Origin of the sequence: Mycobacterium sp. GA-2829, assembly GCF_001499965.1 — a bacterium.
Classification (GTDB): Bacteria; Actinomycetota; Actinomycetes; order Mycobacteriales; family Mycobacteriaceae; genus Mycobacterium.
On record NZ_LQIT01000037.1, the window covers coordinates 1 to 16799 of the forward strand.

The following is a 16799-nucleotide window of genomic DNA, read 5'->3' on the forward strand; positions in this document are numbered from 1 at the left end:
CTCCGGAGGGGCGGGCAGGAACATCTTGTTCGTGAACTGCGCCTGGTGGGCGCCGCCACCGCCGACTTTCACACCGGTTCCGCCCTCACCCGAGGACACCGGGGTGCCGTCGGGCAGCGTGACGGCGGCGTGGCCGCTGTTCCACCCGATCACCAGCGCACCGGGTGCCGAACCGTGTTGGAAGCCGCGGGCCAACAGTTCACTTTCCATGTTGGCGGTGGTGAACCGGTCGCCGTAAACGGGACGCCCGCTCGCGGCGTTGCTGATCCAGGAGGCCAGGCCCGAGCAGTCGGTCCCCGCGGGGCTGTCGCCGCCGGAGACGTACGGGGTGCCCGACACCGTGTTGACCAACGACATCAACGTGACTAGAGCAAACATGCGGCCGGACGTTAGCAGAGCCCGGCGACGCCCCCAAAACCTGTGTGCGCGTTCACGTTTGAGCATTTCTATGGCCTGAATCACCGCGCTGGCGTCCCGTTGACGTCGGCGTTTGCGTTCGACGGCCACCACGCCGTCGTGGCCGTCGAACCGGTCAGCCTGTCGCACTATGTCGCCTCATCTCGGCAAATGCCGCATACGGCCGCGAGTACGGCAAAGGAGACGCCTCAGCGCGCGCCCGGGAAGCGCCGTGCACCGATACCAACGTTGACGGGCAACCGTACGGGTGCATATGGTGACTCACGCAGCCAACGGGTTGCCTGATGGGACAACCAATGGACGAGGTCTTCAAAGCGCTCGCCGACCCGAACCGGCGCCGCCTGCTCGATGCGCTCAACCTGCGCGACGGTCAGACGCTGCGCGAACTGTGTGAGGGTGCGGAGATGACGCGCCAGTCGGTGAGTAAACACCTCGCCGTCCTCGAGGCCGCCGGACTGGTGCGCACCGAGCGTCGGGGCCGCGAGAAGATCCACCACCTCGACGCCGAACCGCTCGACGCGATGTCCGACCGGTGGTTGCGCCAATACGACCGTGCCCGCACGCCGACACCGGCGTCGCCCGAACCGGCCGGGGAGCCGGCGGACCGGCCGTTCGTCTACACCGTCTACATCAGGACCACGCCGGAGCGGCTGTGGCAGGCGATCACCGGACCCTCGCACTCCGACCGCTACCTGGGCCACGCGGTCGTCTCGACCTGGCAGCGCGGCGCCACCTACACCTGGGTGGAGGGCGACCGGGAACTCGACGATCCCGATCAGGTGATCCTCGAGGTGGATCCGTACCGGCGGCTGGCGTTCACGTTCCCGACGGACCGGGCGGAGAACGAGCCGCGCTCCCGGGTGTCGTTCGACATCGAACCGTCCGGCGAACAGGTCGCACTCACCCTCACCCACGGCGGTTTCGCGGCGAACAGTGTTGTGCGACAGAAGATTTCTCGAATCTGGCCGCGGAAGCTGTCCGACCTGAAGAGCGGTCTCGAGCGACGCTGAACGTCAGTCGGACGCGGGGGTCGCGACGATGCGGGCGACCTCGTCGGCGACGGCCAGGCTGGCCGGATCGTCGGACGGTTCGTACCGGTCGGCCTCGGCGTCGTACCGGGCGCCGACGATGTTGCCGTGGTCTGCGGCCAGTTCGATGTACTGCACCCGCCAGCCGGCCGCGCCCATGTCGGCGGTGTAGTCACGGCTGGTGTCGACCCGGACCACGTCGTCGGCGGTGCCGTGCACCAATGTGATCGGGACGCGTTGCCCACCGGCGGGCGGCGGCGGTGCCAGCGGTCGACCCGTGAGCGGATCCCGGGCCATGAACGCACCGGCCAGGCAGACCGTGCGCGCGATCGGCACCCCGTATTCGGAGGCGCCGAAGGTCAGCCCGGTCGCGGCGGCCCCGCCCATGGACCACCCCACGACGATGAGCCCGCCGGATCCGCCGGCATGCCCGGCGGCGAACCGGGCGGACTCCAGCAGGTCGGCACGGCCGTTGTCGTCAGCGTGCGAATTCCAGTCCGGCGCCACCACCGCGAGACCGCGCTGGGCGATCCGCTCGGCGAGCGGAGCGACCGCGGCACGCGAATCGGTCTGCATACCGTGCCAGAGCAGGACGACGGGGGCGTCGGCCGGGCCGTACAGGTCGACGGCGCGACCGGGGGCGTATTCGCTGGTCGTGACCACGGGGTCAGTTCTGCGGCAGCCGGACGACCTGCACGAAGAACTCGTCGATCTGCCGCACGGCGTTCATGAACTGGTCGAGGTCGACCGGTTTGGTGACGTAGGCATTGGCGTGCAGCTTGTAGCTGCGCAGGATGTCCTCCTCGGCCGAGGAGGTGGTCAGCACGACGACCGGGATGTGATTCAGGTCGGGGTCGGACTTCACGGTCTCGAGCAGCTGGCGGCCGTCGTACTTGGGCAGGTTCAGGTCGAGCAGGATCAAATCCGGGCGCGGCGCGTTCTCGAAGCCACCGCGGCGGTACAGGAAGTCCAGCCCCTCCTGCCCGTCGTGGGCGACGTGCAGGGTGTTGCTGATCTTGTTGTGCTCGAACGCCTCGCGGGTGATCAGCTCGTCGCCGGGATCGTCCTCGATCAGCAGGACGTCGATCGGTCGGGTGGATGGTGTCATGGCTGGGCTCCTTCCAGAACCGCGTCGGGTTGTTCATGGACGGCGACCGGCAAGGTCATCCGGAACCGCGTGCCTTCGGTGTAGCTGTTGTCGATCCAGATGCTGCCGCCGTGGTACTCGACGATCTTCTTGCACAGGGCGAGCCCGATACCGGTGCCGCTGTAGGCGTCGCGGCCGTGGAGCCGCTGGAAGATGACGAACACCTTCTGTGAGAACTCCTCGGCGATGCCGATGCCGTTGTCCGAGACCGTCAACAGCCACTGGCCGTCGCGGTCCCCGGTGCCTCGCTCACATTCGATCACGATCCGGGGTGCGGTGTCAGGTTTGCGGAACTTCACCGCGTTGCCGACCAGGTTCTGCCACAGCATCGTCAGCAGCGTGTCATCACCCTGAACCAGCGGTAACGGCTTCGCCGGTCGCACGATCTCGGCGCCGGACTCATCGATGGCTGTGTCGAGGTTCGACAGCGCGGCATCGAGCGCCTCGTCGAGTTCGACGTCGGTGTGCGCGGCGTTGAGGCGGCCGACCCGCGAGAACGTCAGCAGGTCGTTGATCAGCACCTGCATGCGTTTCGCGCCGTCGACGGCGAACTTGATGTACTCGGCGCCGCGTTCGTCGAGCTGGTCGCCGTAGCGCTTCTCCAGCAGCTGGCAGAACGAGGCCACCTTGCGCAGCGGTTCCTGCAGGTCGTGGGAGGCGACGTAGGCGAACTGCTCGAGTTCGGCGTTCGACCGGCGCAGCTCCACGGTCTGTTCGTCGAGTTGCTCACGGGCGGCGCGGGAGGCGTCGAGGTCCGCCACGATCCGCTGGCGCATGTCCTCGACGTCGGAGGCCATGTCGCGGATGTCGCGCGGGCCACGAGCGACGATGCGCTCCCCGAAGTGTCCCTCGGTGATGCGGCGACACGACGCGGCCAGCGCCGACAGCGGTCGCACCACGGCGCTGCGCGCCAGGACCGCCAGCACCAGCGCGGTCAGGAAGAACGTCGTGACGATGCCGGCGAGCGCGCGGTCGCGCCACCCGCGCACGTCCTCGAGCTCCTTGACACCGGCGGTACGGGCGGCGGCCAGGTCGACGTTCTGCACATGGAACAGCGCGCGGATGTTGTCGAAACCCTCTTTCCCGCGCTGGATCAGGGCGTTGTCGATGGTGGCCGGGGTGCCCGGCCGTACCCCGTCGATGAACGGTTCGGCGTAGTTCGTCCGCCATTCGGCGGCTGCCGCTTCGACGGCATCGAGGTCGGCGATGAGGTTCGGGTGATCGCCGATCAGCCCCCGGATCTCCTCGACCGCCTCGCGTTCGGTCTGCTGGCCCTCGTAGTAGGGCTCGAGGAACTGCTCATCGGCGGCGATCGCGAACCCGCGCACGGCGGTCTCCTGATCGCGCAGCGCCGCCTGCAGCCGGTAGGCCGCCACGCGAGCCGGCTGGATCCGCTCGATGAGCTCCTCGGACACCGCGTCGGTGCGGCTCATCAGGATCGCCGCGGCGACGGCGCCGGCGAGCACCAGGACGCCCATCACGGCGAGCACGACGTTCAGCCAGCCCTGCACCGCCAACTGGCTTCCCCGCCTGCGTGCGGGGGCCGTCACGTGGTGCGCTCCACGCGCACCACCGCGACGTCGTCGGTCAACCCGCCGTGCGGGAGCGCCCGCTCCTCGGCGCGGTCGATCAGCGTCTCGACGAACCGCGGCCCGGGCAGCGTCGCGATCGATCGGGCGAGCTCGAGGAGGCCGTCCTCACCGAGGCGTTCGTTGCCCACACCGGAGTGGCCCTCGAACAACCCGTCGGTGAGCAACAGCAGTCCGTGACCTGCGGGCAGCACCTGCTGAGTCAACGGCCACGCCGAGCCGCCCAGCCCGAGCGCGGGTCCGGCGGGCGGTTCCAGCCAGTCGACGGTCTCGCCGATGCGATTGTGCAGCAGCATGCCCGGATGTCCGGCGCGGACGGCGTCGAACGTGTTGTCCGTGGCGGAGAAGGCCAGGCTCATCACAGTCGCGAAAATGCCCGGACCCGGGCGCTCGGCGCGCAGGATGCGCTCGAGCTGCTGCATGCGCTCGTTACCGCGCAGGCCGGCGAAGGTCAGCGCTCGCCAGCCGATGCGCAACGCCACCCCGAGGGCCGCTTCGTCGGGTCCGTGGCCGGACACGTCGCCGACCATCACGTGCACGGTGCGGTCCGGGGTCTGCACGAAATCGTAGAAGTCGCCGCCGAGCAGGGCATTCGGCCGGCTGGGCCGGTATTTCGCGACGATGTCGACGCCCGGATCGTCCAGCAGGAGCGGGGACGGCAGCAGACCGCGTTCCAGGCGGGCGTTCTCCCGGGCGCGCAGGTGGCTGGCGTGCAGGTCGACCGCGGTCAGCTCGGACCGTTTGCGCTCGATCGCGTAGAGCAGCGAACGCCGCAGCATCTCCGGTTCGACCCGGCCCTTGACCAGGTAGTCCTGGGCGCCGGACGCGACCGCCGACACGCCGTAGCGGTCGTCGATGTTGCCGGTCAGCACCACGATCGGCAGCGTCGGGTCAAGGTTGCAGATCTGATCGACCGCATCGGTGCCGTTGGCGTCGGGCAGGTTGAGGTCCAGCAGCACACAGTCGGGCCGCGCGGCTTTGATCTCCCGCGCCGCGTCCGACATCGTTTCCGCCCACCGCAACCGGATGTCGGCCACCGCGTCCACGATGAGTTCCTCGACCAGCAACGCATCGCCACGGTCGTCCTCGACGAGGAGCACCGTCAACGTGTCGAATTGCGTCATGGGAGCAACGGCGGGATCCGGCACAGGCCTCAGTTCTGAGTCATGCGGCGCGAGCATCGACAAATCAGTCCTTCTCATTCATCACCGCGGCCGCGCTGACCTCTTCTTCAGTGATAGCTCCCTGACCATACCGAAGGTGGCTGCCAGAAGCGCTATTCCGACCGGCAGGGGTGTGCAGCACCACCCCGGCCGGCGGTAGCGTCGGCACTGCTCATGGCATCTCTCCCCGGATTCCGAACCCGGCGTGCGGCCCCGGCCCTCGCACTGGCGCTGGCACTGGCCATCGTGCTGGTCGGATGCGGTGCCGAACCGCAGCCGATTCCTGACCTCACGGCGCCCTCGACAACCACTCCGGCACCGCCGAGCTCTTCGGCACCGCCTACGCCGTCACCTGGACCGTCGCCGGCACGCGTCACCCCGGTGACCGCCGCCGAGCTGGGCGCCACCTGGCGCCCCGAATGCCCGCTGGGCCCCGAACAGCTGCGGCGCGTCGAACTCGACCACCTCGGCTTCGACGGCCGCACCCACCGCGGCGCGCTCGTGGTGCACGAACAACTGGTCCCTCAAGTCATCGAGATCTTCGAGCAGCTCCACCGGATCGGGTATCCCATCGAGAAGATGCGCACCGTCGACGCGTATCCCGGTGCCGAGGACGAACTGTCGATGGCCGACAACAACACCTCCGCCTTCAACTGCCGGGGGATACCGGGATCGCAGAGCTGGTCCTACCACGCCTTCGGCCGCGCGATCGACGTCAACCCGCTGCTCAACCCCTACATCGGCCGCACCGGCGCGGTCGAACCGGCCAATGCCGGGCCGTACGTCGACCGCAACCGCATCGACCCCGGCCTGCTGCACCCCGGAGACCCCGCCGTCCTCGCGTTCACCGACCGTGGCTGGGAGTGGGGCGGGGTGTGGCGCAGTGTGCGGGACTACCAGCATTTCGAGCTGCCCTGAGCCCTGCCGATACGCGAGTTGGCAGTCCCGCCACGGGTTTCGGACGCGCGTGCGCCCACGGGTCGCTGATACCCTGCCAATCGCTGCCCGGTGAGCGCGGGGGCGGCATACGAAACCGACCCGGTCGTAAAACAGCAGACTCCCTCACGAAAAGAGTGTTGTGCGCAGCGGAGAGATCAAGGCCCTTTCGGGTCTGCGCATCGTCGCCGCGGTGTGGGTGGTGCTGTTCCACTTCCGGCCGGTGTTGGCGCAGGCCGCACCGGATTTCAGCACCGCGATGGCCCCGCTGCTCGACTGCGGCGCCCAGGGCGTCGACCTGTTCTTCATCCTCAGCGGATTCGTGCTGACGTGGAACTACCTCGAGCGCATGGGCCAATCGTGGTCGACGCGCGCCACCGTGCGGTTCCTCTGGCTGCGGCTGGCCCGGGTTTGGCCGGTGTACCTGGTGACCATGCATCTGGCCGCGGCGTGGATCATCTTCACACGCAACGTCGGTCACGTCCCGTCCCCGGCGGTCGACCAACTGACCGCGACCAGTTATCTGCGTCAGCTGCTGCTGGTCCAGTTGTGGTTCGAGCCGTATTTCGACGGCACCAGCTGGGACGGCCCGGCGTGGTCGATCAGCGCAGAGTGGTTGGCGTACCTGCTGTTCGGTGTGCTGGTGCTGGTGATCTACCGGGTGGCGCGGGTGACCAGGGCGCGCGGGCTGCTGTGGCTGGCGTTCGCCGCATCGCTGCCTCCGACACTGCTGCTGATGGCCACCGGCGAGTTCTACACCCCGTGGAGTTGGTTGCCGCGCATCGTGATGCAGTTCACCGCCGGTGCGCTCGCGTGCGCGGCGGTGCGCAAACTGCGTCTGACCGACCGCACCCGCCGCGGCTTCGGGTGGTTGTCGGTGGTGATCACCGCGATCCTCGTCGGCGGTCTGTACTACCTCGACGCCTATCCTCCCGCATCCATCCGCGACGCCAGCGGGCTCGTCGACGTCTTGTTCGTCCCGCTGGTGGTGGCGCTCGCCGTCGGCACCGGCAGTCTGCCGCGGCTGTTGTCCACCCGCCTGATGGTCTACTGCGGCCACATCTCGTTCGGGCTGTACATGGTCCATGAACTGGTGCACACCGCATGGAACTGGGCGGTCGTCCAATTCGAGATCACGCTGACGGCGGGACCGGCGGGCAGTGCCGTGGTGATCGGACTGCTCGGCGTCGCGGTGGTGGGTGCGATCGCGCTGTACCACGGTGTGGAGGAGCCGGCGCGGCTGTGGATGCGCCGCATGGTCGACGTGCGCGACTCCTCGGGCACACCCGGTGCCCGGCCCACGCAGACAACGCGCACCGAGCGCCCCGATCCGGTACCCGCGCACGTCGGATGACGCGATTTCGTGACACTTCGGCGACCGCGTCGCCGACCGCCTGCGGCTACCCTTTCACTCATCGTGGGGTGCGGCGTCTCGATGCCGTTGACTGTGGAGGTAAGCGGTGAGTCGCCTTGTCACGTCGGTGCTGTCGGTTGCGCTGCTCATCGGTCTTGTGGTCGCCCGGCCGGCTCCGGTGCGCGACGACGAGATGGTGACGCTGCAGTTCGCGGGCAGCCGGGTGGCCGTGGTGGGGGATTCCTACACGACCGGCAGCGGCGAGGGCGGGGAGGGCCCGCGGGGCTGGACGACGCGGGCGTGGCAGCTGCTGGCCCAGCAGGGCATCCCGGTGCGCGCCGACGTCGTCGCCGAAGGCGGTGCGGGCTACGGCACCCGCGGTAACCGCGGCAGCGTCTTCGAGGATCTCACCGCGCGTGCGGTACAGCCCGACGACCATCTCGTGGTCTTCTACGGGTCCCGCAACGACGAACACGTCGAACCCACATTGCTGTCGATCATGGTGTACGGGGTGTTCCAGCTGGCCCGTCGCACCGCACCCGACGCCCGGTTCCTGGTGATCGGACCGCCGTGGCCGACTGCCGATCCGCCGCAGGCGATCCTGCGGATCCGCGACACCCTGCGGTACCAGTCCGGGCTGGCGAAGGCCACGTTCGTCGACCCGATCGCCGAGCGCTGGTTCGTCGACCACCCCGAACTCATCGGCGCCGACGGCGTCCACCCGACCGACGCCGGACACGTCTACATGGCCGACAAGATCGCCCCGCTGATCGCCGACCAGTTGACCCGGCGGGTGTGAAACCGGTCAGTCCACAACGGCTTTGGCCACCGCGACGCAGACCGTCAGCCACGCCGGATCCGGTGTCGCGGCGGTCTGCAGCTCCCACACGGCGTTGTGCACCATGCGGACGATGACCCAGGCGCGGGCGCGGTGCTCGTCGAATCCCGCGGTGTCGACCAGCGTGTAGAAGCGGCGACGCACGCCGTCGCGAACGTCGCCGGCGAGTTCGTCCCAGCGGTTCCACAGCATCGGGGCGATCTCGAAATGCGGGTCGCCGTCGAGCGGTTTGGGGTCGATCACCACCCAGGGCCGGTCGGCGCCGTCGTCGGTGGCGAGCACGTTGGCGTAGTGCAGGTCGGTGTGCACCAGGGTGCCGCGACTGGCGGGGTCGGCGTGCAGGTCGCGGGCCAGGCCGAGCGCCTGTTCGACCAGCCGGTGCGGTACCGGCGAATTCCGGGGCAGCGCAGCCAGTTCGGCGATGCGCTGATCCAACCACGTTGGCAGCGAACGCAACTGGGGGAGCGCCGGGACGTGGATGCGGCGGTACAGGTCGCAGACGACGACGCAGGCGTCGACGTCGGACAGTGCGCGTAGATCGCGGTCGCCCACCCGCTCGAGCAGTAGCGCGCGCCGGTGCGGTTGGGCGCTGAGCAGCCGCACCGCGCCGTATCCGGCCCACCGGCGCAGCGCGAGGTGTTCGTGTTCGGACTCGTCGTCGGGGAAGCCGAGCTTGAGGATCGCCGACTGGCCGCGCGGCGTACGTACCGGCAGCACAAGGGAAGTCGTGCCGTGGGTGGGCGCACCGTCGACGCGTAGCTCCCATTCGCGCAGCTGGATCTGCGTCCATGCCGGCAGCGTCTGCACCCACTGCGCCCACCGCGGGCCGCGAGCGGCCATCGCCTGGACGGCGTCGGGGAGGTCGCTCATGTCAACGAAACGCCCCGCGAACCGGGTGCGGTTCGCGGGGCGTCCGTGTTGTCGTGATGGCGATGGTTGCCGGGTCAGAACTTCTCGAGGTCGAACCGGTCGTTGTTCATGACCTTGACCCAGGCGGCGACGAAGTCCTCGACGAACTTGCTCTTGCTGTCGTCCTGGGCGTACACCTCGGCCACGGCGCGCAGCACCGAGTTCGAGCCGAACACCAGATCGTTGGCGGTGGCCGTCCACTTGAGCGCACCGGTGGCCCGGTCACGACCCTCGTAGACGTTCTCGGTGTTCTCCGACGGCTTCCACTCGGTGTTCATGTCGAGCAGATTGACGAAGAAGTCGTTGCTCAGCGCACCCGGCGCGTCGGTGAACACGCCGTGCTTGCTGCCGCCGTGGTTGACGTTGAGCACCCGCAGACCACCGATGAGGGCGGTCATCTCCGGTGCGGTCAGGTCCAGCAGGTACGCCCGCTCGACCAGCTGCTGCTCCAACGGGTTCTTGTCGCCGGGGCGGAAGAAGTTGCGGAACCCGTCGACCCGCGGTTCGAGGACCGCGAACGACTCCACATCGGTCTGCTCCTGCGACGCGTCGGTGCGACCCGGCGCGAAATGCACGTCGATCTCGTATCCGGCGTCCCTGGCGGCCTTTTCGACCGCGGCCGAACCGGCCAGCACGATGAGATCGGCCAGCGAGATCTTCTTCCCGCCGGAGGCCGACGCGTTGAAGTCCTGCTGGATCTGCTCGAGCACCGGCAGCACCTTGGCCAGTTCAACGGGCTCGTTGGCCTCCCAGTTCTTCTGCGGCTCGAGGCGCACCCGGGCGCCGTTGGCGCCGCCACGCTTGTCGGTGCCGCGGAAGCTCGACGCCGACGCCCACGCGGTCTTGATCAGCTGCTGCACCGACAGTCCGGAGTCGAGCACCTTGCTCTTGAGCGAGGCGATGTCGCCCTCGTCGACCAGTTCGTGGTCGACGGCGGGCACCGGGTCCTGCCAGATCTCCGGCTCGGCCACCCACGGGCCGAGGTAGCGGCTGATGGGACCCAGGTCGCGGTGCATCAGCTTGTACCACGCCTTGGCGAACGCCGCGTCCATCTCTTCGGGGTGATCGAGCCAGCGGCGGGTGATCTTGCCGTAGATCGGATCCATGCGCAGCGCGACGTCGGTCACCAGCATGGTGGGCTTACGCGGGGGACCGCCGAACGGATCCGGGATGGTGGCCTCGGCGTCCTTGGCCTCGAACTGCCAGGCGCCGGCGGGGCTCTTGGTCAGCTCCCACTCGTTGCCGTACAGGTTCTCCAGGAAGGCGTTGCTCCACTGCGAGTTCGTGCCGGTCCAGATGACCTCGAGACCGCTGGTCACGGTGTCGTTGGCGTTGCCGGTGCCGAACGGGCACTTCCAGCCCAGACCCTGCTGCTCGATCGGCGCGCCTTCGGGCTCCGGTCCGACGTTGACATCGGCGGCACCGTGGGTCTTGCCCAGGGTGTGGCCGCCGACGATTAGCGCCGCGGTCTCCTCGTCGTTCATCGCCATCCGGCCGAACGTCTCGCGGATGTCGTGGGCGGCGGCGAGCGGATCCGGCTTACCCTCGGGGCCTTCGGGGTTGACGTAGATCAGGCCCATGGTGGTGGCGCCGAACGGCTCGGCGAGCTCACGCTTGTCGTCGTTGGTGCCGCCGTAGCGCTTGTCGGTGCCCAGCCAGGTGTCCTCCTGGCCGTACAGGACCTCCTCGGGCTCCCAGATGTCCTCGCGACCGAACGCGAAACCGGCGGTCTGGAAACCGGACTGCTCGAGCGCGGCGTTGCCGGCGTAAGCGATCAGGTCGGCCCACGAGATCTTGTTGCCGTACTTCTGCTTGATCGGCCACAGCAGCCGGCGCGCCTTGTCGAGGTTCGCGTTGTCCGGCCAGCTGTTGAGCGGGGCGAAGCGCTGTGCGCCCTGACCGGCGCCACCGCGACCGTCGAAGATGCGGTAGGTGCCCGCAGCGTGCCAGCTCATCCGGATGAACAGGCCCGCGTAGTTGCCGTAGTCGGCGGGCCACCAGTCCTGCGAGGTGCGGATGACGTCGATGACGTCGGCCTTGAAGGCCTCGAGGTCGAGCTGGGCGAACGCCTCGGCGTAGTTGAAGTCCTCGCCGAGCGGATGGCCCTTGGGGTTCTGCTTGTGCAGGACCGAGACGTCGACCTGCTCGGGCCACCAATCCCGGTTCGTCAGAGGCGCATGGGATTTCGGCTTGGGCGACTCGATGATCGGGTTCTCGGACTCGCTGTGGCTCGCCGTGCCTGCATCGGAGTGCGGCGGGCGGGCGTCGGAGGTATCTGACGACACGGTGTTTCCCTTCAATTTCCGTACATCATTCGTGGTGATGGGGCTGCGATCACGGATGTGATCAGGAACTACTTGCGATGGAACTCTCGGACGCACAGTCGGGGCAGCGGCCCCAGTAGATGACCTCGGCCTCGTCGAGCACGAACCCGTCGAGTCCGTCGTGCTCGGACGGTGTCAGGCAGGGTGCCTCGCCGACGGCGCAGTCGACGTCGGCGATGGTCCCGCAGGACCGGCACACCACGTGGTGGTGGTTGTCGCCGACGCGGGTCTCGTACCGCGCCACCGAACCCGACGGTTGGATCCGGCGGATCAGCCGGGCGCCGGTGAGGGCGTGCAGGACGTCGTAGACCGCCTGCCGGGACACGTCGGGCAGGCTGGTGCGGACGGTCGCGAAGATGGTCTCGGTGTCCGCGTGGGGGTGGGTGTGGACCGCTTCGAGCACGGCGACCCGGGGTCGGGTCACGCGTAGATCAGCCCCCCGCAACAGCTCTACGTACTCGGGCGACGACGACACGACAGTATGAGACTCCCTTTTTTGGATTAAGTCAAGAGTTGGTCGCCGGCGTTTCGCCGCGGATCCCCGAGCCGTGGCTGCGGCGCGTCAATGACGTTCTGCACCAATCGGATTCCTTGACCGCCGCGCCCGCCGGCGCGGTATCGGGCCATTCGGCCGCTGGCCGGGCCTGGCGCCTCTACTATCGCAACGTGGCCAAACTCGAGCTGAGCCGGGAGCTCCCGCTGGACCCGGAGGACGCCTGGGCGCACGCATCCAACCTGGCCGAGCTGGGGGACTGGCTCGTCATGCACGAAGGCTGGCGCAGCGAGCTGCCCGACGAGCTGACCGCGGGCGCGACGATCGTCGGAGTGGCCGGGGCCAAGGGGATGCGCAACCGGGTGACGTGGACGATCCGGCGCGTCGATCCGCCGAAACTGCTCGTGGTCGACGGCAAGGGTGTGGGCGGCACCAAGTACGGCCTGAAGATGGCGGTGCGCCCCACCGCGTCGGGCAGTGCGTTCACCGTCACCCTCGAGCTCGGTGGGGCGCCGCTGTTCGGCCCGATCGGCGCCGCGGCCGCCCGTGCGGTCAAGGGCGACATCGAACGGTCGATCCGCCGGTTCGAGGAGCTCTACGTCTGAGCGTCCGTCCGCGGCGCCGCGGGCGGACCACATCGAACTGCTGCGCCGCCGGGCGCTGACCGAGGACGCCGCGCGCCCCGACGCGGTCGCACGCAGGCACGCCGCCGGTGGCCGCACCCCGCGGGAGAACATCGCCGATCTCGTCGACGCCGGGTCGTTCGTCGAGTACGGCCGGTTCGCCATCGCCGCCCAGCGGGCGCGCCGCGACCTCGACGATCTGATCGCCCGCACGCCCGCCGACGGTCTGGTGGCGGGCACCGCGCGGATCGGCGGCGCACCGTGTGCGGTGCTGTCGTACGACTACACCGTGCTGGCAGGCACCCAGGGCGCGCTCGGGCACCGCAAGAAGGACCGCTTGTTCGACCTCATCGAGCGGATGCGGCTGCCCACGGTCTTCTTCGCCGAGGGGGGCGGCGGGCGCCCGGGGGATACGGACTATCCGGTGGTCTCGTCACTCGACGTCCGCGCGTTCAAGCTGTGGGCGGCACTCTCCGGACTCGTACCGCGGATCGCGGTGGTCAAGGGCCGGTGTTTCGCGGGCAACGCCGTCATCGCGGGCTGCGCGGATCTGATCGTCGCGACGGCGGACACCTCCATCGGGATGGGCGGGCCCGCCATGATCGCGGGCGGCGGCCTCGGCGACGTGGCGCCGGATGCGGTCGGGCCGATCTCCACCCAGGAACCCAACGGCGTGGTCGACGTCGTGGTCGCCGACGAGGCCGAGGCGGTCGCGGTGACCAAGACCCTGGTCGGTTACTTCGGCGGAGCCGCGGCACCCGGCGCCGCATCCGACCAGAACGCCTTGCGCACAGCGGTTCCCGAGCGCGCGCGACGCGCCTACGACGTCGCACCGATCATCCGCACCCTGGCCGACGAGGGGTCGGCGACATTCCTGCGGGAGCGGTTCGCTCGTGAGATGGTCACCGCGTTCATCCGGATCGAGGGTCGCCCCGTCGGGGTGCTCGCCAACGACACCCGCTACATGGCCGGCGCCATCACCGCCGCGGCGTCGGACAAGGCGGCCCGCTTCCTGCAACTGTGCGACGCGTTCGACATCCCGGTCCTGTCGGTGGTCGACTGCCCCGGATACATGGTGGGTCCGGCGGCCGAGGCGGAAGCGTTGGTGCGCAGGGGTTCTCGGCTGCTGATCGCGGGCGCGGCACTGCGGGTGCCGTTGATCGCGGTGGTGTTGCGCCGCGGGTACGGCCTCGGCGCCCAGGCCATGACGGGCGGCGGACTGCACGAACCGCTGCTGACCGTGGCATGGCCGGGCGCCCACCTGGGCCCGATGGGACTGGAAGGCGCTGTCCGCCTGGGGATGCGCAAAGAGCTCGAGGCGATCGCCGACGACGCCGAACGCGAGGCGGCGGTGCGGCGCGCCACCGCCGCGGCACAGGACAACGCCGCGGCGCTCAACGCGGCGGCCATGTTCGAGATCGACGATGTGATCGATCCGGCGGAGACCCGCGGGCTGATCGCGGCCACGCTCACCGCCGCAGCCGCCGCCCCGCGGGAACCGGGTCCGCGGCGCTTCGTCGACACCTGGTGACCGATCATGATTGGCCACCAGTGTGCCGGGTACCACCTACGCCGTGTCCCAGCGCAGTGAACTGATCGTCACCGACCCCCGTACCGGCGAGACCGTCAGCCGGGTCCCCATCGCCGATGCGTCGACCTGCGCCGAGGCGGTGAAACGGGCCCGCGCGGCCAGTGCGGCGTGGGCGCGCACGCCGGCGGCCGAACGCGCGGCCGCGTTGACCGCCGCCGGGGGGGGGGGGGGGGAGGCCGCCGACGAACTGGCCGATCTCAACGAGCAGGAGACGGGTAAGACGCGCGACGACTGCCTCGGCGGTGTCGACGCCGGTGCGGGCACGCTGGTGCAGTACGCCGAGCTGGGGCCGCTGCACCGCGGGCGCAGCCTGCACGGCCAGTGGTCGGCGACCGACCTGATGGTGCCCGAACCGCGCGGCGTGGTCGCGGTGTTGACGCCGTGGAACGATCCGGTCGCGGTGGCCGCGGGTCTGCTGGGCGCCGCGCTGGTGAGCGGAAACACGGTGGTGCACAAGCCCAGTGAGCGGTGCCCGCGCACCGGGCGGCGGTTCGCCGAACTGCTCGCCGCGCAGCTCCCCGACGGGGTGCTCGAGATCGTCGACGGGGACGGCGCGGTCGGCGCCCACCTGGCGGGGGCCGAGGAGGTCGACGTCGTCGCGCATGTCGGCAGCAGTGCGACCGGCCGGGAGATCGCCCGCACCTGCGCCGACCGCGGCGCCAAGGTCATCCTCGAGAACGGCGGTAACGACGCGTTGATCGTCGATTCTGACGTGTCCCCGCGGTGGGCCGCCGAGCAGGCGGCGATGGGCGCCTTCGCCAACGCCGGGCAGATCTGCGTGTCGGTCGAGCGCATCTACGTCGTGGGGGCCGTCGCCGAGGCGTTCACCGACGCCCTCGTCGAGGAGGCGCGCGCGTGGGGCGAGCGCATCGGCCCGCTCGTCGACGAACGGCAGCGCGACGTCGTGCATCAGCACGTCACCGACGCCGTGGCGGCGGGCGCGCAGGTCCGCATCGGCGGGGAGCCGGCGTCGGGCCCGGGGTCGTTCTATCCGCCGACGGTGCTCACCGACTGCACCCCCGACATGCTCGTGATGCGGGAGGAGACGTTCGGCCCCGTGGCGCCGGTGCGGGTCGTGGCGGACTTCGCCACCGCACTCGAGGAGGCCGCGGCCGACCGCTACGGTCTCGCGGCGACCGTGCTGACGCGAGACATGGTGCACGCGCAGGAGGCGTGGCGGTCGCTGCCCGTCGGCACGGTCAAGATCAACGCCGCGTTCGGCGGGGCGCCCGGTGGGGCGTCGGAACCGCGAGGCGCCAGCGGTAGCGGGTTCGGTTTCGGACCCGAACTCCTCGACGAGTTGACGGCGATGAAGGTGGTGCATCTCGCGCCCGCCCCGGCCGATTGAAAATCATGCGATCCTACAGCAAACGTCCGCATCTACGGTGACCTGGGTCGCCGGTACCTCTTCCTGTACCGCAGTTAATTAGTGGGCAACTGTTTTCGCTGATCAACCCGCTCATTCCGACGATCGTTGTATTGATCATGGACACGGCGGGGTATCCCTCGCGGCATCACAGCTGGGCCGCGCGGCTCGGCAGCAACGTCGGTGACCGGATCGGACGGAAGGCGAACGACATGACCACCGAAGGATTGACCCCCGAGGACCTCGCGGCTGAGAGCGCGATCGCACTGCCCGACAAGGAAGTGGTGTCGATCCTCGACCTCAACGCCGATGTGGACGTCGCGATCGACGCCGCCTCACCCATCGACCTCGCCGCGGCGGCCAATCTCAACGTCGCGGCCCCCATCGACGCTGCGGCGGGCGCCAACGTGCTCTCGTCCGGCTCGGGCGCACAGGCCGTCTCCGACCAGGGCACGATGCTCACCCAGAACCTGGACGCGAACGCCTTCGCGACATCCACCCAGGTCAGCGGGATCGACCAGGGCGGCATGGACACCGACGCCGACGAGACGCCCACCGACGGCACCGGAACCGACACCGGAACGGACGGCACAGGCACCACCGTCGACACCAGCCCGACCGCCCTGCTCGACGGCAACCTGCTCAACGTCAACGTCAACGTCGACCTCGACACCGACCTCGCGGCCCCGATCAGCGGCGCGGTCGCCGCCAACGCGAACGTCGCGGCACCGATCAACGCCGGCGTGGCCGCCAACATCGGCTCGGTCGACTCCGACGCGATCTCGGTCGCCACCCAGGACGCGATCATCGAGCAGAACCTCACCGGCGAGGCCGTCGCGACGGCCGACCAGGAATCCGACATCTCCCAGGGTGACGGCGACGCCACCGGCGGCACCGACAGCACCGGCAGCACGGCCGAGTCCGGCAGCAGCGACTCCGGTAGCTCCGGCGACTCCGGCGGCACCGAGTCCGGCGGCTCGACCTCCGGCGGCGACGGCGGCGGTTCGACCGCGGGCTGACC

General features: G+C 69.4%; 15 protein-coding genes and 1 pseudogene. 8 read left to right on the plus strand and 8 right to left on the minus strand.

Features of this window, described 5'->3' with window-relative positions; translation table 11 throughout:
• Positions 1 to 378, minus strand: a pseudogene (locus AU194_RS21195) (C40 family peptidase); the annotation flags it as partial.
• A 335-nt stretch (positions 379 to 713) separates the two neighbouring features.
• Here AU194_RS21195 and AU194_RS21200 point away from each other — a divergent pair.
• On the plus strand, positions 714 to 1427 hold the full coding sequence (locus AU194_RS21200) for a metalloregulator ArsR/SmtB family transcription factor (protein ID WP_059091242.1): 714 nt from the start codon (positions 714 to 716) through the stop codon (positions 1425 to 1427).
• Positions 1428 to 1430: 3 nt separating this feature from the next.
• Here the strand turns inward: AU194_RS21200 and AU194_RS21205 are convergent, their stop codons facing one another.
• Genes AU194_RS21205 through AU194_RS21220 form a run of 4 tightly spaced genes read right to left on the minus strand, consistent with a single transcriptional unit; the run spans position 1431 to position 5362 of the window.
• Positions 1431 to 2108 (minus strand): alpha/beta hydrolase, encoded by a 678-nt coding sequence (locus AU194_RS21205; protein ID WP_059091243.1) that lies wholly within the window; start codon positions 2106 to 2108, stop codon positions 1431 to 1433.
• Positions 2109 to 2112: 4 nt separating this feature from the next.
• Positions 2113 to 2553 (minus strand): response regulator, encoded by a 441-nt coding sequence (locus AU194_RS21210; RefSeq protein WP_059091244.1) that lies wholly within the window; start codon positions 2551 to 2553, stop codon positions 2113 to 2115.
• Positions 2550 to 4142, minus strand: coding sequence for a CHASE3 domain-containing protein (locus AU194_RS21215; RefSeq protein WP_059091245.1), 1593 nt, complete (start codon positions 4140 to 4142; stop codon positions 2550 to 2552). The genes AU194_RS21210 and AU194_RS21215 overlap by 4 nt, the downstream gene beginning before the upstream one ends.
• A complete protein-coding gene (locus AU194_RS21220; protein ID WP_082698764.1) occupies positions 4139 to 5362 on the minus strand; it encodes a fused response regulator/phosphatase in 1224 nt (407 codons plus the stop codon). Before AU194_RS21220 ends, AU194_RS21215 begins: the two co-directional genes overlap by 4 nt.
• Positions 5363 to 5518: 156 nt before the next feature.
• Here AU194_RS21220 and AU194_RS21225 point away from each other — a divergent pair, with 156 nt between their 5' ends.
• The 3 genes from AU194_RS21225 (at position 5519) to AU194_RS21235 (ending at position 8433) form a co-directional block, all read left to right on the plus strand.
• Positions 5519 to 6262: a M15 family metallopeptidase gene (locus tag AU194_RS21225; protein WP_059091247.1), complete on the plus strand. Its 744-nt coding sequence runs from the start codon at positions 5519 to 5521 to the stop codon at positions 6260 to 6262.
• Positions 6263 to 6422: 160 nt separating this feature from the next.
• Complete coding sequence (locus tag AU194_RS21230; RefSeq protein WP_059091248.1) at positions 6423 to 7634, plus strand: acyltransferase; 1212 nt, start codon at positions 6423 to 6425, stop codon at positions 7632 to 7634.
• A 106-nt stretch (positions 7635 to 7740) separates the two neighbouring features.
• Positions 7741 to 8433: a GDSL lipase gene (locus AU194_RS21235; protein WP_059091249.1), complete on the plus strand. Its 693-nt coding sequence runs from the start codon at positions 7741 to 7743 to the stop codon at positions 8431 to 8433.
• A 6-nt stretch (positions 8434 to 8439) separates the two neighbouring features.
• On the opposite strand, the gene AU194_RS21240 is transcribed toward AU194_RS21235, so the two are convergent.
• The 3 genes from AU194_RS21240 to AU194_RS21250 form a co-directional block, all read right to left on the minus strand.
• Positions 8440 to 9342 (minus strand): aminoglycoside phosphotransferase family protein, encoded by a 903-nt coding sequence (locus AU194_RS21240; protein ID WP_059091250.1) that lies wholly within the window; start codon positions 9340 to 9342, stop codon positions 8440 to 8442.
• Between the two features lie 74 nt (positions 9343 to 9416).
• Complete coding sequence (gene katG, locus AU194_RS21245; protein WP_059091251.1) at positions 9417 to 11666, minus strand: catalase/peroxidase HPI; 2250 nt, start codon at positions 11664 to 11666, stop codon at positions 9417 to 9419.
• A gap of 61 nt (positions 11667 to 11727) precedes the next feature.
• Complete coding sequence (locus AU194_RS21250) at positions 11728 to 12180, minus strand: Fur family transcriptional regulator (protein WP_059091252.1); 453 nt, start codon at positions 12178 to 12180, stop codon at positions 11728 to 11730.
• A gap of 191 nt (positions 12181 to 12371) precedes the next feature.
• Between AU194_RS21250 and AU194_RS21255 the strand changes: the two genes are divergently transcribed.
• The 4 genes from AU194_RS21255 to AU194_RS21270 all read left to right on the plus strand — a co-directional run bounded on the left by AU194_RS21255 (position 12372) and on the right by AU194_RS21270 (position 16797).
• Positions 12372 to 12803 (plus strand): SRPBCC family protein, encoded by a 432-nt coding sequence (locus AU194_RS21255; RefSeq protein ID WP_059091289.1) that lies wholly within the window; start codon positions 12372 to 12374, stop codon positions 12801 to 12803.
• 37 nt (positions 12804 to 12840) lie between these two features.
• Positions 12841 to 14352 carry an acyl-CoA carboxylase subunit beta gene (locus tag AU194_RS21260; RefSeq protein ID WP_059091290.1) on the plus strand — a complete coding sequence of 504 codons (1512 nt, stop codon included), beginning with the start codon at positions 12841 to 12843 and terminating at the stop codon, positions 14350 to 14352.
• A 61-nt stretch (positions 14353 to 14413) separates the two neighbouring features.
• A complete protein-coding gene (locus AU194_RS21265; RefSeq protein WP_059091291.1) occupies positions 14414 to 15760 on the plus strand; it encodes an aldehyde dehydrogenase in 1347 nt (448 codons plus the stop codon).
• A 230-nt stretch (positions 15761 to 15990) separates the two neighbouring features.
• A complete protein-coding gene (locus tag AU194_RS21270; protein ID WP_059091292.1) occupies positions 15991 to 16797 on the plus strand; it encodes a hypothetical protein in 807 nt (268 codons plus the stop codon).
• The last annotated feature ends 2 nt before the right edge of the window (positions 16798 to 16799 follow it).